Consider the following 18,174-nt stretch of genomic DNA (forward strand, 5'->3'; position numbering starts at 1 on the left):
AAAATTAATGAATATTATTGAAATTAAGGATCTCAACCGTTACTTCGGTGAAGGTGAAAATCGCGTTCATATTTTAAAGAATGTTTCTTTAAATATTAAAAAAGGCGATTTTGTGGCGATTATTGGGCAATCGGGTTCCGGTAAATCTACCTTGATGAATATTATCGGATGCTTGGATACGGCAACCAGTGGTTCTTACAAAATCAATGGAAAAGAAACTATTGAATTAACCAAAGATCAACTTTCAGATTTACGTAGCCAAAAATTCGGCTTTATTTTCCAACGCTATAACTTATTGTCGAGCTTGACCGCAGCAGAAAACGTCGCCTTGCCAGCTATTTATGCCGGAATGCCGCAAGAAAAACGTCTTTCTCGTGCGAAGCAACTTTTAGAAAAATTAGGCTTAGGCGATAAATGGCAAAATAAACCAAGCCAGCTTTCTGGTGGTCAGCAACAACGTGTGAGTATTGCGCGAGCGTTGATGAATGGCGGTGAAATTATTTTAGCCGATGAACCGACTGGTGCATTGGATTCTCAAAGCGGTCAAAATGTGATGGAAATTCTGCGTCAATTACACGCAGAAGGCCACACCATTATTATGGTAACCCACGATCGTGAAATTGCCGCTAGTGCGAATCGCGTGATTGAAATTAAAGACGGCGAAATCATTGGCGATACGCAAAAAGAAGCGGTAAAAAGTGCGGTCGAAAATCAAACCAAATCTAAACCGCACTTTGGATTCAGCAAAGATCAATTTGTTGAAGCCTTTCGTATGTCTGTGAGTGCGATTATCGCCCACAAAATGCGTTCTCTTTTAACAATGCTCGGGATTATTATCGGGATTACCTCCGTGGTTTCCGTCGTGGCATTGGGAAATGGCTCACAACAAAAAATCTTGGAAAACATTCGAGGAATTGGCACGAGTACTATAACGATTTTTAACGGTACAGGCTTTGGTGATCGGCGTGCTGAACAGATGCAGAATCTCACAATTAATGATGCCACTGCTTTAAATCAACAAAGTTATGTACAAAGTGTCACGCCGAATAGCTCATCAAGTGGTACATTAATTTATGGTAATCAAACTTTCTCCTCGACCAGTTTAAAAGGTGTAGGCGAACAGTATTTTGATGTCGATGGATTAAAACTAAAATCCGGTAATTTATTTTCGGCTCAAGATGTTGCTGATAACAACCAAGTAGCCTTAATCGATGAAAGTGCGAAAAAGTCGATTTTCCCGGATGAAAATCCTATCGGTAAAATTGTGATGTTTAATAAACGGCCATTACGCATTATTGGCGTGGTATCTGATAAACAAATGGGCGGGGCAAGTAGTTCACTTAATCTCTATGCGCCTTATACCACCGTGATGAATCGTATTTCGGGTAGCAAAAAAATTGGTTCGATTACCGTAAAAGTAGATGATTCGGTGAATACAACTGTCGCCGAGAAAGGGATTACTGAATTGCTGACCATGCGTCATGGTAAAAAAGATTTCTTTATCATGAATAGCGATACCATTAAACAAACCATTGAAAGCACAACAGGCACGATGAAATTGCTCATTTCTTCCATTGCCTTTATTTCGTTAATCGTTGGTGGTATTGGGGTAATGAATATCATGTTGGTTTCTGTTACTGAACGAACTAAGGAAATCGGTGTGCGCATGGCTATTGGTGCAAGACAATTTAATATTCTGCAACAATTTTTAATTGAAGCTGTGCTGATTTGTTTAATTGGCGGTGTGACGGGGATTCTGCTTTCGGGTTTAATCGGTCTGCTATTTAACGTATTTATGACTGACTTTACGATGGCATTCTCAACCGGCTCAATTGTTGCTGCAGTGGTCTTCTCTACCCTGATTGGTGTGATCTTCGGTTATATGCCGGCAAAACGCGCGGCACAATTAGATCCGATTACCGCCCTTGCACGAGAATAAAGAAATTTTGTAAAACACAAAAGAGCGGTTAAAATTCTCACTAATTTTTGACCGCACTTTAATTAAAAAGAAAGGAAAAAATCCATGTTAAAAATGAAAAAATTAACCTTAGCAATCGCGATGGCAACTGCACTAGCAGGCTGTGCTAACATCGGCGATTCTTATAAAGCGAGCCAGCAGGATTACCAAAATTATGCGGAAATCACCAAACAATTTAATGTAAAAGAAAACTGGTGGGCGCTTTACAATGATTCACAATTAAATCGTGTGGTAGAACAAGCATTAGTTAACAACAAAGATTTAGCCAAAGCATCTGTCGCCGTAAACCGTGCTCTATATAATGCAAACCTTGCAGGCGCAAATTTAATTCCTGCATTTAGCGGTTCAACCCAATCTTCTGCAAGTAAGAATGTGAAAACAGGTGGCAGATCAACAGTAAGCCATCAAGGTGCATTAAATGTGAGTTATACGTTAGATTTATGGCAACGTTTAGCGGATACCGCAGATGCCGCAGAATGGTCACATAAAGCAACAGCTGAAGATTTAGAAGCAACCAAACTTTCACTCATCAACTCAGTTGTGACAACGTATTATCAAATTGCTTATTTGAATGATGCTATCAGCACAACCGAGGAAACCATTAAATACTACAACGACATTAGCAGCATCATGCAACGTCGTTTATCGCAAGGTGTCGCAGACAGTGCAAGCGTGGATCAATCACAACAAGCAGTATTAACCGCACGTAACAACTTGATCAACTATCAAACGCAACGCAAAACAGCAGAACAAACTTTACGTAACTTACTGAACTTAAAACCGGAAGAAGCATTAAATATCAACTTCCCACACATTCTCAATGTGAAAAATGTGGGCGTGAATTTAAATGTGCCTGTTTCTGTGATTGCGAATCGTCCTGATGTGAAAGGCTATCAATATCGCTTAAACAGTGCATTCAAAAATGCGAAAGCAACCGAAAAAGGTTGGTTCCCAGAAGTGACTTTAGGCGGTAGTTTAACATCAAGTGGCACTAAAGTCGGTAACGCATTGCACAATCCAGTGGGTACAGGTTTAATCGGTATTAGCCTCCCATTCCTCAACTGGAATACCGTAAAATGGAACGTGAAAATCTCTGAAGCCGATTATGAAACCGCACGTTTAAACTACGAGCAAAGCATCACTAAAGCTTTGAATGATGTAGATACCAACTACTTCGCCTACACACAAGCGCAAAGTGCCTTTGCTAACTTGCAAAAAACACACAGCTATAATCAACGTATCACCAAATACTACCGTGATCGTTACAATGCCGGCGTATCTGAATTACGTGAATGGCTTGCTGCGGCAAACACAGAGAAAACCTCTCAACTTTCTATCTTGAATGCGAAATACAACATCATTCAGGCAGAAAATGCCGTATATAGTTCAATGGCAGGTTATTACTCCCGTTAAAATCATGATTAAGGAAGTTTCGGCTTCCTTAATCTTTTTTATGGATATGCAAAATGAAAAAACAGCTGACTTTTTATTTTATTCGACATGGTAAAACTGTTTGGAATACGGAAGGTTTAATGCAAGGCCATGGCGATTCCCCTTTAACTGAAGAAGGCATTAATGGTGCGAAAAAAACAGGTATTGCACTTAATCATATTCCTTTTGTTGCCGCCTACTCCAGCGTATTAAAACGTACCATCGCTACTGCATCTCACATTATTGGTGAACGTGATATTCCGTTTTTTCATCACCAAGGTTTAAATGAACAATATTTTGGTTCTTGGGAAGGGCAACTTGTTGATACTTTAAGAGAACATCCCGAATTCCAGCAGCTAATTAAAGATCCCGCCAATTATAAAGCTCAAGTAAACGGTGGAGAAACGTTTGAACAATTAGGCGAACGTGCAATGAAAGCATTACAGGATATTATTGAGATCCACGCTCAAGGTAATATTCTTATTGTGTCGCATGGCCATACCTTGCGTTTATTGCTTGCCTTATTAAACGGTGCAACCTGGCAAAATCACCGCGATGAAGATAAATCAGTATCGCTCATTAACACCTCAATCAGTGTTGTATATTATGACGATGAGAACGGTTTTCGCGTTGAGAAAATAAATGATGTAGATCATTTAAAATAAGCAAATTTAGATAAAAAAATAACCGCACTTTGGATGACCTAAAGTGCAGTTAATTTTTATGATGTTTTTGTGATTATTTCACTTCGCGGAATAAAATCTCGCTTGGAATCACAGAACCTTGCCAGTAAAGCTCGGTTGACACTTTTTCTGCTAAATCTAAGAAAGATTTCGCAATTTCACTGTCTGGTGCAGCAACTACCGTTGGTTTACCCGCATCCAAATCTTGACGAACTTGGATATTCAATGGTAACTGACCTAATACTTTCACATTGTATTTTTGTGCCATTTTTTCTGCACCACCGGTACCGAAAATCGCTTCGTGGTGGCCGCAGTTGCTACAAATATGCATAGACATATTTTCCACAATACCTAGCACTGGTACAGATACTCGTTCAAACATAGATACACCTTTCACCGCATCTAATAATGCAATATCTTGTGGTGTTGTTACCACTACCGCACCCGTTACAGGGATTTGTTGTGAAAGGGTCAATTGAATATCACCTGTACCCGGTGGCATATCGATCACTAAGTAATCTAAGCTATCCCATAGGGTTTCATTTAAAAGCTGACTTAATGCACTACTCGCCATTGGACCACGCCAAATAGTCGCATTATCTTCATCCATTAAGAAACCAATCGAGTTTGCAGATAAACCATGTGCTTTAATCGGTGTGATATGTTGGTTATCAGGTGACGTTGGGCGTTGATGCGGTGCACCTAACATATGCGGAATAGATGGACCGTAAATATCCGCATCTAAGATCCCTACGCGAGCACCTTGAGCTTGTAAAGCAAGCGCAAGATTCACCGAAACGGATGATTTTCCTACCCCACCTTTACCTGAAGTCACCGCAATGATGTTCTTCACGCCTTTAACAGCAGGTTGATTATTTGCACGTTTTAAGGTTGCGATTTGATAATTCACCACCCATTTGATTTCTTTACTATCGGTCGCTTTTAATAAGGCATCCGAAAGCTGTTGTTTCACTTGCTGCACGCCAGTGTTCCATGCAAAAGGCAATTGTAATTCAATACGTAATACATCACCGCCTTTTTCAACTTTCTTCAAAGTTTTTAATTCGATTAAGTCTTTTTGTAAGGTTGGGTGTTGAAATTGTTGGAAAAGTTGCAGAACCTGAGATTGTTGTTCTGCCGTTAAATTTTCAGAAAAAGCAGTTGCCATAATATTCCTTTAATAGTAGTAGGTAGTAGAGTAAATTTGTCAGGGATATTCTACCCTTTTTACACCTCAAATGTTAAGCTAAAAGTATAACTAAACTAGAAAAAATCACACTAATCGGGTAACATACTCGCAATTTTTGCAAAAAGAATAAGAGAAAAATAATGACAACTCAACCTCGTAAAATTTTAGTCACTTGTGCATTACCTTATGCAAATGGCGCCATTCATTTAGGCCATATGTTAGAACACATTCAAGCGGATATTTGGGTGCGTTTCCAACGTATGCGTGGCAATAACATTCATTTTGTCTGTGCAGATGATGCGCACGGCACACCAATTATGCTTAATGCCAATAAATTAGGTATCACACCTGAAGAATTAATCGCAAAAGCAAAAGCTGATCACGTCCGTGATTTTGCAGGTTTTAATATCAGTTTTGATAACTATCACTCTACTCACAGTGAAGAAAATAAACAACTTACCGCTGAAATTTACAATAAATTAAAAGCTAAAGGCTTCATTAAAACGAAAGTGATTTCTCAGTTATTCGACCCTGAAAAGAACATGTTCTTACCAGATCGTTTCGTCAAAGGAACTTGCCCAAAATGCAAAGCTGAAGATCAATACGGTGATAACTGCGAAGTTTGTGCTTCGACTTATAGCCCGATGGATTTAATTAATCCTCGTTCAGCTGTATCAGGTGCAACACCAATCATCAAAGAATCTGAACATTTCTTCTTTGACTTGCCTGCTTTTGAAGGGATGTTAAAAGAATGGACTCGCTCTGGTTCACTTCAACCTGAAATTGCAAACAAAATGCAAGAATGGTTTGAAAGTGGTTTGCAACAATGGGATATCTCTCGTGATGCACCTTATTTTGGTTTTGAAATTCCAGGTGCAAAAGATAAATTCTTCTATGTTTGGTTGGATGCCCCTATCGGCTACATGGCTTCTTTCAAAAATCTCTGCGATCGTGAAGGCATTGATTTTAATGAATTCTGGGGAAAAAACAGCGATGCTGAGCTTTATCACTTTATCGGTAAAGATATCGTGTATTTCCACAGCCTATTCTGGCCAGCGATGTTGGAAGGAAGCGAATACCGTAAACCAACCAATGTGTTTGCTCACGGTTATGTCACCGTAGATGGCGCCAAAATGTCAAAATCACGCGGTACATTTATCCAAGCAAGCACCTATTTAAATCACATTGACCCGGAATGTTTGCGTTATTACTACGCCGCTAAATTAAACGATCGTATTGAAGATCTTGATTTCAACTTGGAAGATTTCGTTCAACGTGTCAATACGGATATCGTTAATAAATTAGTTAATTTAGCTTCTCGTAATGCAGGCTTTATCACAAAACGCTTTGAAGGCAAATTAGCAGATAAATTAGAAGATGAAGCACTTTTTGCTGAATTTACTGCACAAGCTGAACAAATCGCTACTTATTATGAAAGCCGCGAATATAATAAAGCAATTCGTGAAATCATGGCATTAACTGATAAAGCCAATAAATATATCGATGAAAAAGCCCCTTGGGTCATTGCAAAAGAAGAAGGCAAAGAGGCTGAATTGCAAGCAGTTTGCTCAATGGGTATCGAGCTTTTCCGTGTATTAATGTCTTACTTAAAACCAGTTCTTCCGAAACTGGCTGAACGTGCAGAAGCGTTTTTACAAACAGAATTAACTTGGAATAATATTGCACAGCCTTTATTAGGCCATCAACTTACTCCATTTAAAGCCCTTTTCTCGCGTTTAGAGAAAAAACAAATTGATGCTGTTGTAGAAGAAACCAAGGCTCTTTTCGCTGAAGCAAACAAATCGACAGAAAAAACAGCAGCAAAAGCGACCGCACTTTCAAATGTTGAACCAATTGCTGATACTATTACCATTGATGATTTTGCTAAAATCGATATGCGTGTGGCAAAAGTGTTAAAATGTGAAACGGTACCTGAATCAAACAAACTCTTACGTTTTGAATTAGATTTAGGTGACCATACTCGTCAAGTGTTCTCAGGCATTAAAGCCGCTTATAATAAACCTAAAGAATTGGAAGGTCGTTTTGTCATTGTGGTAGCAAACCTAGCACCACGCAAAATGAAATTTGGTGTATCAGAAGGAATGATTCTTTCTGCTGGTACTGGCGGAAGTGATTTATTCTTACTTTCAGCTGATAGCGGTGTTACTGCCGGTATGCAAGTAAAATAATTTAATATTTAGGCGACTTCGGTCGCCTTTTTTATTGCCAAATAGAATCAAATACCCTACCATATCAATCAGCTATTTATCACGCAAATTAAAAGGAATTCATTATGACAAACGAACTTATCTGCTATAAACAAATGCCGGTTTGGACAAAAGATAAACTACCTAAAATGTTCCAAGAAAAACACAATACTAAAGTGGGCACTTGGGGCAAACTTACGGTATTGAAAGGTAAGCTTAAGTTTTATGAGCTAACTGAAGATGGCGATATTATTGCTGAACATATTTTCACGCCTGAAAGTAACATTCCGTTTGTCGAGCCACAAGCCTGGCACAGAGTTGAAGCCCTTTCTGATGACTTAGAATGTACGCTTGGTTTCTATTGCAAAAAAGAAGACTACTTCAGCAAAAAATACAATATGACTGCAACGCATGGTGATATAGTTGATGCAGCTAAAATTATTAAGCCTTGCAAAGTATTAGATTTAGGCTGCGGACAAGGTCGTAACTCCCTTTATTTAAGTTTAAAAGGCTATGATGTAACCTCTTGGGATCACAATGAAAACAGTATCGCCTTCTTAAACGAAACCAAAGATAAAGAAAACTTGAATATTAAAACTGCTGTTTATGATATTAACACCGCTAATATTCAAGAAAACTATGACTTTATTGTATCAACCGTGGTATTTATGTTCTTAAATCGTGAGCGTATTCCAGCCATTATTAAGAATATGCAAGAACACACCAACCCAGGTGGTTATAATTTAATTGTAGCAGCAATGTCTACGCCTGAAGTACCTTGTCCACTTCCGTTCTCATTTACATTCTCTGAAGGTGAATTGAAAGAATATTATAAAGATTGGGAATTCTTAGAATATAACGAAAATATGGGCGAATTACATAAAACCGACGAAAACGGCAATCGCATTAAGTTAAAATTTGCGACAATGTTAGCAAGAAAAAAATAATTCGCTAATTTAGAAAAGAAAATGACCGCGCGTTGTCTATCAAGTGCGGTCATTTTTTTATGTTATTTTAATTACTCTTCAATAGAACGTAATAATTCGTTGATACCTACCTTACCTAAAGTTTTTGCATCAACTTTTTTCACGATCACTGCACAGTATAAGCTGTATTTACCACATTTTGATGGAAGGCTACCAGAAACAACCACAGAACCAGCAGGAACGCGACCGTAGAACACTTCACCAGTTTCACGATCATAGATTTTAGTTGATTGACCAATGAATACGCCCATAGAGATCACACAACCATCTTCAACAATCACGCCTTCAACCACTTCAGAACGCGCACCGATAAAACAGTTATCGCCGATAATAGTTGGGTTTGCTTGTAATGGCTCTAACACACCACCAATCCCTACACCACCAGATAAGTGTACGTTTTTACCAATTTGTGCACATGAACCAACAGTTGCCCATGTATCAACCATAGTACCTTCACCCACATATGCACCGATATTGACATAAGATGGCATTAATACACAGTTTTTGGAAATGTATGCGCCTTTACGTACGGTTGCAGAAGGTACGACACGGAAACCTTCTTGAGCAAAACGCTCTTCGGTATAGTCAGCAAATTTTAATGCCACTTTGTCGTAATATTTGGTTTCTGCTCCATCAATGATTTGGTTATCATTGATACGGAAAGATAATAATACCGCTTTTTTCAACCATTGGTGAGTCACCCATTCACCATCAATTTTTTCTGCAACACGGTATTTACCGCTATCTAATCCTTCGATCACTTCTTCGATTGCTGCACGAGTTTGTGCATCAACTGTTTTAGGGGTAATTTCCGCACGTTTTTCAAATGCAGCTTCAATAACTTGTTGTAAATTTGACATTTTGCTTCCTATTGTTGATGTGAAATAACGGTTGATAGTTTTATCATATTTTTGAGTTTCAAGCAAAAAACAACCGCACTTTCTTTTGATTTAAAACATAAAAAAAGCGAACCTAATGGTTCGCTTTTTTCTATTTTTTGTTTGAGTTAGTTAATAACAGAAACATTTAATGATGAACCGCCAACAATTCTTACGCGGCGACCTGCTTTAAAGCTAGGATCCGCTTTTTGAACCACGACGATCTCTTCTCTATTATCTTTTCTGATAACAAGTTCTGCACCATTAACTTGGCTCATTTTCTCTTCAGTTTTGCTACCAATAATCGCACCACCAATAGCACCTACTGCTGTTGCAATAGCTTGTCCTGTGCCACCACCAATTGCACTACCCGCGATACCACCTAAAGCACCACCACCAACTGTACCAATTACACCTGGATTATCTGCTTGAATTTTGACCGGACGAACAGAAACAATAGTGCCATAGCTAATTGAACGTGCTTCTTTTGCTTGTCCCGCTTCATATACATCACCGCTAAAAATATCGGTATTTGCACAACCGGTTAAGCCAATAGACATCATAAGTGCTAATGCTACTGTTACTTTTTTCATAAAACTAACCTTCTAAAAATGAATTAGATTGGGTTTCTTGGAGACCAAGTAGAAACGTTTTTAACATCTTGACCATTGTTAGATACTTTCACACAAGCACCCGGCACAAAAGTCGAATCGTATTTTTGAACGATTACTTCAGTTTCACCCTCTTGCTTGTATGAACAATCATTTTTACGAATAGTTAATTTGATATCATCACCTTGAGCTTCTGCAAAAATAACTTGACCTTTATATGCGCTTTCATCTTTTTGAGATTGAGATGAACACGCCGATAAACCTAAACTGAGTAAAATAGCTAATGCTAAAGTAATTTTTTTCATTACATTAAACCTCGAGTATTTTCTTTATAGTATAGGGATGAACCTTAATACATACATGATTTTCTGTTTTATCAGAAAAACTCACCGCAATAGATGGATTGGGTAATCGCTCCCCTTCCACTTTAGGTTCACTCACCTTCATGGTTAATTGAGTTAGTTCCTTCCATAAAAATGTATTGCAAACCCTACTAACCCAATCTTTGATAGATTCACTGGGCCAAAAAGGCATTACAATCTCAATATGCTCCCAAGTTTCTTGAGGATATTGTTTATTTTTAGGAAATGGTAATTCAATAACATCGACAGACTGACCAATGAAATCAACTGGTTCATCTAGTTCAATCAAATAGATAGGACGCCCATTGACGATATTATCGCTTAAAATTCTACCGCACTTTAATAGCTCTGTCAGCCAATTTTTTGCTTTTTCTTCGGTATTTGCTCTTAAAGCTAAATGATCAATTTGATAATCGGCTAAATTAATTTTCATTACAGCAGCTAATTGTTGAATTTTTTCCTGAAACAAAGGCAATTCTTGATAAAGTGCGGTCGATTTTTCTATTAAATTTGACATTTTCTCCTGCTCTTACTTTGAGAAATCTATAAACAACGGTATCATAGCCGATTATTTTCATTATTCAATTTCAAGATTAGGAAAAACCGTGAATATTCAATCTATTTTATCCGATAAAATTAAACAAGCGATGATTGCTGCTGGCGCAGATGAACAATGTGATGCGCTTATTCGCCAATCAGGTAAACCCCAATTTGGCGATTACCAAGCAAACGGCATCATGGCTGCTGCTAAAAAACTAGGTTTAAATCCACGTGAATTTGCACAAAAAGTATTAGATCATGCTGATCTTTCTGATGTCGCAGAAAAAACTGAAATTGCTGGTCCAGGTTTTATTAATATTTTCTTAAATCCAACTTGGTTAGCGAATAACGTTTCTGCTGCATTAAAAGATCAAAATCTTGGTGTCAGTGCAAATGAAAAACAAACCATCGTGATTGATTATTCTTCACCAAACGTTGCGAAAGAAATGCACGTAGGTCACTTACGTTCTACCATCATCGGTGATGCCGTTGTTCGTACCCTTGAATTTTTAGGTCACAACGTTATTCGTGCGAATCACGTGGGTGACTGGGGTACGCAATTTGGTATGCTTATTGCTTATCTTGAAAAAATGGAAAATGAACACGCAAGCGAAATGGAACTTCAAGATCTTGAAGCATTCTATCGCGAAGCGAAAAAACATTATGATGAAGATGAAGCTTTCGCTGAAAAAGCCCGTAACTATGTGGTGAAATTGCAAGGTGGAGATGAATATTGCCGTACAATGTGGAAAAAATTAGTTGATATCACCATGCAACAAAATCAACGTAACTATGATCGTTTGAATGTCACGTTGACCGAAAAAGATGTGATGGGTGAAAGTCTTTATAACCCGATGTTACCGGCCATCGTTGAAGATCTAAAAAAACAAGGTTTAGCCGTTGAAGATGAAGGTGCATTGGTCGTTTATCTTGATGAATTCAAGAATAAAGAAGGTGAACCGATGGGCGTTATCGTTCAGAAGAAAGATGGCGGTTTCCTTTATACTACGACTGATATTGCTGCAGCAAAATATCGTTACGAAACCTTAAAAGCGGATCGCGCATTAGTGTTCTCTGATACACGCCAAAGCCAACACATGCAACAAGCGTGGTTAATTACGCGTAAAGCAGGTTATGTGCCAGACAGCTTCTCACTTGAACATAAAAACTTCGGTATGATGTTGGGTAAAGATGGTAAACCATTCAAAACTCGTACTGGCGGCACCGTAAAATTAGCAGATTTATTAGATGAAGCTATTGAACGTGCCACTGTATTAATCAACGAGAAAAATACCAACTTATCTGATGAAGAAAAAACTGCGGTTATTGAAGCGGTGGGTATTGGCTCGGTGAAATATGCGGATCTTTCCAAAAACCGCACAACTGACTATGTGTTCGATTGGGATAATATGCTCAGTTTTGAAGGTAATACCGCGCCTTATATGCAATATGCTTATACACGTATTCGTTCAATCTTCAATAAAGCAGACGTGAATCCAACCGCTCTTGCAGAAGCTAAGATTCAGCTTTCTGATGAAAAAGAACGTGCATTAGCCATCAAATTGCTTCAATTTGAGGAAGCGGTTCAAACTGTGGGCAAAGAAGGGACACCGCATGTGCTCTGTGCTTATTTATATGAGTTGGCAGGAGTGTTCTCCTCATTCTATGAACACTGCCCAATCTTAAATGCTGAAGACGAAAGCGTAAAATTGAGCCGTTTAAAACTCGCTTCTCTCACAGAGAAAACTTTAAAACAAGGTTTAGAGTTATTAGGCATTAAGACAATCGAAAAAATGTAAAAAAAGTGCGGTCAATTTCGACCGCACTTTTTCTTTATACATCCACTAAAATGAGTATCGCAGCTTCTCCGCCCCATTCTTTGGGAGCTTGGTGTAACGCTCGGACTTTCGGGTGCTGAACTAACCAACGTGGAATTTGTTTTTTCAACGTAAACGTGCCGTAGCCGGTCATGATGCTCGCGCAATAAACATGCTCATCCTCACAAGCTAACAACAGCGCGGCCAATTCCATTTTTGCTTGTTCACGGGTTAAACCATGTAAATCCAAAAATAATTCGGGTGAAAAATCACCACGACGAAGTTGTTTCAATAAATGGCTATCTTCCCCTTCGCGTAAATATTTGATGACACCATCATGTTCATTTAGCAAGGGTTCATATTCATCGGAAAAATAGAAAAGCGTATCTTCTTTTTCTCGAATATCACGTAAATGGGATTTTTTTTGACCGCTCTTTTGACGGGGCGCCACAAAGGTATCTTGCTTAATGAGTTTGATCCCTTTTGTTTCCGCCCGAAAAAGATCGAAATCATCTGGTTCTGTCATTATTTTTCTCAATTTGTTATTTTGCTTAATGATAGCACATCTATTCTATGGTATAACTAGCCAAATTTTTTATTGAGGCACAAAATGGAAACCTTACACAATCAAGAACTTGTTGCGACAATTTTAGAAGATAATGTGGCAAGTGAATTAACGACCATTCAAGATTTTTTACGCTGGACATACAGCACATTCAACCGTTCTGATATTTACTATGGGCAAGGACACGACAATGCGTGGGATGAAAGCCTTCAATTAGTCCTTGCGGGGCTTCAATTGCCGCTCGATTTTCCGCAAGATTTATTTAGCAGCAAACTTACTCATTCTGAAAAAGAGACTTTAGTACAATTAGTCTTAAGTCGTATTGAGCAACGTGTACCTGTCGCTTATTTAACGAATAGTGCGTGGTTCTGCGGATTAGAATTTTATGTGGATGAGCGTACGATTATTCCTCGCTCGCCAATTAGTGCATTAATCCAAGATAAATTTGCTCCGCTTTTAAAATCTGAACCAAAACGTATTTTAGATCTTTGTACTGGAAGTGGTTGTATTGCAATCGCGACGGCTGAAGCCTTTCCTGAAGCTGAAGTAGATGCAGTCGATCTTTCCGCAGATGCGTTAAATGTGGCAGAAATCAATATTGCACGCCACCAATTAGAACATCGAGTTTTCCCAATTCAATCAGATTTATTCCAAAATCTCTTTGGTCAGCAATATGATTTAATCGTCACCAATCCGCCTTATGTGGATGAAGAAGATCTGGCAGATATGCCGGAAGAATTCCATTATGAGCCTGAATTAGCCTTAGGTTCTGGTGTTGATGGTTTAGAAATTACAAAACAAATTTTAAAACAAGCGCCGGATTATTTAACGCCAAATGGCGTGCTCGTTTGTGAAGTGGGCAACAGCATGGTGAGCCTTATCGAACAATATCCAGATGTGCCATTTGAATGGGTTAAACTAAAAAATGGCGGCCTAGGTGTATTTGCCATTAGCCGCGAAGATTTAGTGAAATATCACGATTCTTTTTAAGCTAAAGTGCGGTTAAAAATTGTCGTAAATTTTGACCGCACTTAACAATTACTGGCGCGCGTTCTTAACGCGTGCTTTTCTTTTTTAAATAAAACAATGAATTTACAAAAACTTTTACTGACTCGTCGTTTCTTTTCTACCCTTGCATTCTTTTCCATGCAAACGGTATTTTTCATCTATTTACAAGGAAAAGGCTTAAGTAACAGCGAAATTGCCTTTTCGCTCTCGTTGCTTTTCTTCTGCAACCAAGCATTAGCGATTTTAGCCGGTATCTGGGGCGATCGTTTTGGATTGGCTAAAATGATGTTACTTGGGTGCTTTTTAGATGTGATTGCCTATATTTTCTTTCTCTCTGCTGATAATTATATTCTGCTTTTAATTGCTACCACCTGTTTTGGCTTAGGCAGTTGTTTGTTTGGTACCAATGCGAAAGCCTGCCTATTGGTGATCGCGGGTGAAGAATACAAAGAGAAAACCCGATTACAAGGAAAATATTTGAAAGTCACCTCCATGTCGTCTATGTTTGCGCCTTTGTTGGTGATTCCATTTATTAAATACAATCATATTGAATGGTTGATTTGGGTATGCTTTGCGATGGAAGCGATTCTCTTTGCCTTAATGGTAAAACCGTTTTATCAAATCCAAACCTTGCAAACCTTAGTGAAATTTCGGTTTGCCCAAATTAAAGAAATCATCACCAAAGAATTTTTATGGGTGCATTTGATGCTGTTTATTCCCCTTTCCATTGCAACCTCATTCTTTGTGATCTTTCCGTTTCTGTTTGATAACAAATTAGGTATGCCGGAACACTCCCCCATTGCACTTTTTGTAAATGGTTTGCTGACTGTCTTACTACAAAGTTATTTTTCTCGAAAAATTAACTTAACGATTAAACAAACGCTATGGGTGGCGCCAATCTTGGCTGTTGGCATCATCCTGCCTTGGTTTATTACGTTGAAATATATTTCTTTGGTTTCTGCTTATATTTACTTGGTCATCTTCACAGTGATTGAAGTCTATGCCTTAACGGCAATGGCGAATTTATTAGTAAAATTTGATAATGGTACTAACCGAGGTTTTATCTTTGGCTCATCACGATTATTGCTTTCTATCGCAACTGTTATCGTCATGAACTTAGTGCCACATTTGTTTTTATTATGAAAAAAACGGTCAGAATTCTCATTAAATTCTGACCGCACTTTTATATTTTTCTATGCTTATTTCACTTCTAATTCAACATTATCAAACAATTTCTTCACTGCGCTGTTATCACGCAATTTCTCAGCCTTTTCAACCATTGGTCGGGTTAAGTGTGGAGAGAAAAATTCAATAAAGTCATACATATAGTTGCGTAAGAAAGTACTGTGTTTAAACGCAATTTGCGTCATACTCGCTCGGAACAAATGCCCTGCATCAATCGCCACTAAATCCTTATCTACTGGAGTATGCGCCATAGATGCCATAATGCCCACACCTAATCCTAAACGCACATAAGTTTTAATCACGTCAGCATCCGTTGCGGTAAACACAATGTTCGGCAGAATCCCCGCTCGATTAAACGCATAGTCCAAATCAGACACACCGGTAAAACCAAAGGTATAAGTGACTAACGGATATTTCCCCAACTCCTCAACAGTAAGATTTTTCACTTTTGCCAAAGGATGGTCAGGTTTAACAATCACCGAACGATTCCACAAATAGCAAGGCAGTTGAATCAAATCATCAAAAATATACGGCGCTTCTGTTGTGATCGCTAAATCCACTTCGCCTGAAATCAATGCATCATGAATTTGCGTCGGTGAACCTTGATGAATATGCAAACTCACATCCGGATATTGTTTAGAGAAACGTTCCACTACAGCTGGCAGCATATAACGTGCTTGCGTATTGGTTGTTGCGATGCGTAACACGCCATGATTCGGACAAGTATATTCATTGGCTACTGATTTAATGCTTTGCGCTTTCACTAGAAGCTCACGAGCAATTGCGACGATCTTTTTACCCGCTGGCGTAATGGATTTAATGTGTTTACCATTACGCTCAAAAATCTCTAAACCTAATTCATCTTCTAACAAGCGAACTTGTTTACTGATACCTGGCTGAGAGGTATAAAGCGCATTCGCGGCTTCAGTCACATTTAAATTTTGGTTTACAATCTCAACAATGTAGCGGAGTTGCTGCATTTTCATCGCGAATACCACCTATTTTTTATAGCGTTTACTTAACTCAGTATAACGTTTTACTGCTTTACGAATTTGACCTGATTTTGGTCGACGACGAGGTTTCGTCACGTCTAATTTGGTTTCAGTTTCTGGTGGCAAGCCCACTAATTCACGTAAATAGTTGACATTTTCCAGATTCATTTCTTCCCAGCCACCACGCGGTAAACCTTTCATCAGCTTAATGTTGCCGTAACGAATACGAATTAAGCGGCTCACTTGAATACCTTGTGATTCCCACAGACGACGCACTTCACGGTTACGACCTTCCATTAAAGTCACATCGTACCATTGATTCATCCCCACACCGCCCGCAAATTTGATTTCTTTGAAATTGGCTGGACCATCTTCCAACTGCACGCCTTTACGTAAACGCGCTAACATGGCATCATCCACTTGACCAAATACACGCACAGAATACTCACGCTCAACTTCACGGCTTGGGTGCATTAAACGATTCGCTAATTCGCCATCTGTCGTGAAAAGCAATAAGCCTGAAGTATTAATATCCAAACGGCCTACCGCAATCCATCTTGCGCCATTTAAGCGTGGTAAACGATCGAATACGGTCGGACGACCTTCGGGATCACTACGCGTACAAAGTTCGCCTTCAGGTTTGTAATACATTAATACACGGCATACTTCTTTTTGTGCTTGTTGAAGGTTGATAATGCGACCATCAATACGCACTTTTACACCGGAATGTACATCAATACGATCGCCAAGAGTCGCCATTTTGCCATCGACACTCACTCGATTTTCAGCAATCATTGCTTCAATTTCACGACGAGAGCCTTGTCCTGCTCGCGCAAGCACTTTCTGTAATTTTTCACCTTCTACAGTAGATTGACGAGATGGCTTAGCCACCTTAGCCTTAGGAGTTGATTTGATGTCAGAATTGACCGCACTTTTACGATCTTTACGCTCAAAGTGCGGTTGTTTTCCTGCTTGTTTTTCACGTTCTTGTCTGACTGGTTTTTGAATAGGTTTCATCTGTTTTCCTTTGTCGCTTTCCCAAGCGTCTAAAATAAGTTAAATGAAAGGATCGGTACTACCACTTCCTTCACGTAAAATGACTGGCGATTCTTCCGTTAAATCTACCACCGTTGTTGGCTCTTGACCTAAATAGCCACCATGAATAATTAAATCCACTTGACGTTCTAAGCATTCGCGAATCTCTTCGGGATCGGAATAAGTCATATGTTCATTATCAGGCAACATCAGTGAGCAAGATAAAATTGGTTCGCCTAATGCCTTCAATAAATCTAAGGCGATTTGATTATCTGGTACACGCAAGCCAATCGTTTTGCGTTTTGACGTCATTAATCGACGAGGAAGCTCTTTCGTTGCTGTCAAAATAAAGGTATAACGCCCCGGTGTATTGTTTTTAATTAAACGATAAGCCGAATTGCTCACCGTTGCGTAGGTTGAAAGCTCGGATAAATCGCTACATACCAACGTAAAATTATGCCCTTCCGGCAATTTACGAATTGCAACAATGCGATCCATCGCATGTTTATCGCCGATCATACAACCTAAGGCATAGCCTGAATCGGTCGGGTATACAATGACACCGCCTTGACGCAAAATTTCTACCGCTTGATTAATCAAACGCGCTTGCGGATTTTCAGGATGGATATAGAAAAATTGGCTCATAATTTTGTCCTTAAAAAACTGATGAGATTATACACCGATTTAGATGCAGGTTATAAGAATTT

At 38.9% G+C, this 18,174-nt stretch carries 17 protein-coding genes; 8 read left to right on the forward strand and 9 right to left on the reverse strand.

The features are described 5' to 3' along the window. Positions 1 to 7: 7 nt before the first annotated feature. The 3 genes from HMPREF3263_RS04630 (at position 8) to HMPREF3263_RS04640 (ending at position 4,074) form a co-directional block, all read left to right on the forward strand. Positions 8 to 1,939, forward strand: a complete 1,932-nt coding sequence (locus HMPREF3263_RS04630; RefSeq protein WP_005698959.1) for a MacB family efflux pump subunit — start codon at positions 8 to 10, stop codon at positions 1,937 to 1,939. An 84-nt stretch (positions 1,940 to 2,023) separates the two neighbouring features. Further along, on the forward strand, positions 2,024 to 3,391 hold the full coding sequence (locus HMPREF3263_RS04635) for a toxin/drug exporter TdeA (protein ID WP_005698967.1): 1,368 nt from the start codon (positions 2,024 to 2,026) through the stop codon (positions 3,389 to 3,391). 53 nt (positions 3,392 to 3,444) lie between these two features. Then, the gene (locus HMPREF3263_RS04640) at positions 3,445 to 4,074 is read left to right on the forward strand and encodes a histidine phosphatase family protein (RefSeq protein ID WP_005699004.1); all 630 of its coding nucleotides are present in this window, start codon (positions 3,445 to 3,447) and stop codon (positions 4,072 to 4,074) included. A 73-nt stretch (positions 4,075 to 4,147) separates the two neighbouring features. On the opposite strand, the gene apbC is transcribed toward HMPREF3263_RS04640, so the two are convergent. After that, complete coding sequence (apbC, locus tag HMPREF3263_RS04645; protein WP_005698970.1) at positions 4,148 to 5,260, reverse strand: iron-sulfur cluster carrier protein ApbC; 1,113 nt, start codon at positions 5,258 to 5,260, stop codon at positions 4,148 to 4,150. Between the two features lie 161 nt (positions 5,261 to 5,421). Here apbC and metG point away from each other — a divergent pair, with 161 nt between their 5' ends. Both metG and tehB read left to right on the forward strand, forming a co-directional pair. Beyond that, positions 5,422 to 7,470, forward strand: a complete 2,049-nt coding sequence (metG, locus tag HMPREF3263_RS04650) for a methionine--tRNA ligase (protein WP_005699028.1) — start codon at positions 5,422 to 5,424, stop codon at positions 7,468 to 7,470. 104 nt (positions 7,471 to 7,574) lie between these two features. Beyond that, complete coding sequence (gene tehB / locus HMPREF3263_RS04655) at positions 7,575 to 8,435, forward strand: SAM-dependent methyltransferase TehB (protein WP_005699069.1); 861 nt, start codon at positions 7,575 to 7,577, stop codon at positions 8,433 to 8,435. Positions 8,436 to 8,506: 71 nt separating this feature from the next. On the opposite strand, the gene dapD is transcribed toward tehB, so the two are convergent. From dapD to HMPREF3263_RS04675, 4 genes are all read right to left on the reverse strand, one after another. Beyond that, positions 8,507 to 9,334, reverse strand: coding sequence for a 2,3,4,5-tetrahydropyridine-2,6-dicarboxylate N-succinyltransferase (dapD, locus tag HMPREF3263_RS04660; protein ID WP_005695977.1), 828 nt, complete (start codon positions 9,332 to 9,334; stop codon positions 8,507 to 8,509). Between the two features lie 146 nt (positions 9,335 to 9,480). After that, complete coding sequence (locus HMPREF3263_RS04665; RefSeq protein WP_005699022.1) at positions 9,481 to 9,945, reverse strand: outer membrane lipoprotein; 465 nt, start codon at positions 9,943 to 9,945, stop codon at positions 9,481 to 9,483. 23 nt (positions 9,946 to 9,968) lie between these two features. Next, the gene (locus tag HMPREF3263_RS04670; RefSeq protein WP_005698964.1) at positions 9,969 to 10,268 is read right to left on the reverse strand and encodes a hypothetical protein; all 300 of its coding nucleotides are present in this window, start codon (positions 10,266 to 10,268) and stop codon (positions 9,969 to 9,971) included. Between the two features lie 4 nt (positions 10,269 to 10,272). After that, a complete protein-coding gene (locus tag HMPREF3263_RS04675) occupies positions 10,273 to 10,842 on the reverse strand; it encodes a VOC family protein (RefSeq protein ID WP_005698975.1) in 570 nt (189 codons plus the stop codon). Positions 10,843 to 10,930: 88 nt separating this feature from the next. Between HMPREF3263_RS04675 and argS the strand changes: the two genes are divergently transcribed. Continuing rightward, positions 10,931 to 12,664 carry an arginine--tRNA ligase gene (gene argS / locus HMPREF3263_RS04680; RefSeq protein ID WP_005698989.1) on the forward strand — a complete coding sequence of 578 codons (1,734 nt, stop codon included), beginning with the start codon at positions 10,931 to 10,933 and terminating at the stop codon, positions 12,662 to 12,664. A gap of 34 nt (positions 12,665 to 12,698) precedes the next feature. On the opposite strand, the gene smrB is transcribed toward argS, so the two are convergent. Further along, the gene (gene smrB / locus HMPREF3263_RS04685) at positions 12,699 to 13,208 is read right to left on the reverse strand and encodes an endonuclease SmrB (RefSeq protein WP_005698956.1); all 510 of its coding nucleotides are present in this window, start codon (positions 13,206 to 13,208) and stop codon (positions 12,699 to 12,701) included. Positions 13,209 to 13,292: 84 nt separating this feature from the next. Here smrB and prmB point away from each other — a divergent pair, with 84 nt between their 5' ends. Together prmB and HMPREF3263_RS04695 are read left to right on the forward strand one after the other, a co-directional pair. Then, entirely contained in the window at positions 13,293 to 14,237 is a 945-nt protein-coding gene (prmB, locus tag HMPREF3263_RS04690) for a 50S ribosomal protein L3 N(5)-glutamine methyltransferase (RefSeq protein ID WP_005698952.1), read from the forward strand. Between the two features lie 96 nt (positions 14,238 to 14,333). Further along, positions 14,334 to 15,398, forward strand: a complete 1,065-nt coding sequence (locus tag HMPREF3263_RS04695; protein WP_005699065.1) for an MFS transporter — start codon at positions 14,334 to 14,336, stop codon at positions 15,396 to 15,398. Between the two features lie 56 nt (positions 15,399 to 15,454). Here HMPREF3263_RS04695 and cysB read toward each other — a convergent pair whose 3' ends face one another. From cysB to HMPREF3263_RS04710, 3 genes are read right to left on the reverse strand one after another with little or no spacing between them, the layout of a single operon-like run. After that, positions 15,455 to 16,426 carry an HTH-type transcriptional regulator CysB gene (cysB, locus tag HMPREF3263_RS04700; protein ID WP_005698972.1) on the reverse strand — a complete coding sequence of 324 codons (972 nt, stop codon included), beginning with the start codon at positions 16,424 to 16,426 and terminating at the stop codon, positions 15,455 to 15,457. 12 nt (positions 16,427 to 16,438) lie between these two features. Further along, complete coding sequence (rluB, locus tag HMPREF3263_RS04705; protein ID WP_081279070.1) at positions 16,439 to 17,449, reverse strand: 23S rRNA pseudouridine(2605) synthase RluB; 1,011 nt, start codon at positions 17,447 to 17,449, stop codon at positions 16,439 to 16,441. A 39-nt stretch (positions 17,450 to 17,488) separates the two neighbouring features. After that, positions 17,489 to 18,112 carry an L-threonylcarbamoyladenylate synthase gene (locus tag HMPREF3263_RS04710; RefSeq protein WP_014065282.1) on the reverse strand — a complete coding sequence of 208 codons (624 nt, stop codon included), beginning with the start codon at positions 18,110 to 18,112 and terminating at the stop codon, positions 17,489 to 17,491. Between the last annotated feature and the right edge of the window lie 62 nt (positions 18,113 to 18,174).

Origin of the sequence: Haemophilus sp. HMSC61B11 (assembly GCF_001838615.1) — a bacterium.
Taxonomy (GTDB): domain Bacteria; phylum Pseudomonadota; class Gammaproteobacteria; order Enterobacterales; family Pasteurellaceae; genus Haemophilus_D; species Haemophilus_D parainfluenzae_AD.

Coding starts and splice junctions, on each gene's coding strand:
- HMPREF3263_RS04630 (WP_005698959.1), top strand. CDS start 8: ATGAATATTATTGAAATTAAGGATCTCAACCGTTACTTCGGTGAAGGT.
- HMPREF3263_RS04635 (WP_005698967.1), top strand. CDS start 2,024: ATGTTAAAAATGAAAAAATTAACCTTAGCAATCGCGATGGCAACTGCA.
- HMPREF3263_RS04640 (WP_005699004.1), top strand. CDS start 3,445: ATGAAAAAACAGCTGACTTTTTATTTTATTCGACATGGTAAAACTGTT.
- apbC (WP_005698970.1), bottom strand. CDS start 5,260: ATGGCAACTGCTTTTTCTGAAAATTTAACGGCAGAACAACAATCTCAG.
- metG (WP_005699028.1), top strand. CDS start 5,422: ATGACAACTCAACCTCGTAAAATTTTAGTCACTTGTGCATTACCTTAT.
- tehB (WP_005699069.1), top strand. CDS start 7,575: ATGACAAACGAACTTATCTGCTATAAACAAATGCCGGTTTGGACAAAA.
- dapD (WP_005695977.1), bottom strand. CDS start 9,334: ATGTCAAATTTACAACAAGTTATTGAAGCTGCATTTGAAAAACGTGCG.
- HMPREF3263_RS04665 (WP_005699022.1), bottom strand. CDS start 9,945: ATGAAAAAAGTAACAGTAGCATTAGCACTTATGATGTCTATTGGCTTA.
- HMPREF3263_RS04670 (WP_005698964.1), bottom strand. CDS start 10,268: ATGAAAAAAATTACTTTAGCATTAGCTATTTTACTCAGTTTAGGTTTA.
- HMPREF3263_RS04675 (WP_005698975.1), bottom strand. CDS start 10,842: ATGTCAAATTTAATAGAAAAATCGACCGCACTTTATCAAGAATTGCCT.
- smrB (WP_005698956.1), bottom strand. CDS start 13,208: ATGACAGAACCAGATGATTTCGATCTTTTTCGGGCGGAAACAAAAGGG.
- prmB (WP_005698952.1), top strand. CDS start 13,293: ATGGAAACCTTACACAATCAAGAACTTGTTGCGACAATTTTAGAAGAT.
- HMPREF3263_RS04695 (WP_005699065.1), top strand. CDS start 14,334: ATGAATTTACAAAAACTTTTACTGACTCGTCGTTTCTTTTCTACCCTT.
- cysB (WP_005698972.1), bottom strand. CDS start 16,426: ATGAAAATGCAGCAACTCCGCTACATTGTTGAGATTGTAAACCAAAAT.
- rluB (WP_081279070.1), bottom strand. CDS start 17,449: ATGAAACCTATTCAAAAACCAGTCAGACAAGAACGTGAAAAACAAGCA.
- HMPREF3263_RS04710 (WP_014065282.1), bottom strand. CDS start 18,112: ATGAGCCAATTTTTCTATATCCATCCTGAAAATCCGCAAGCGCGTTTG.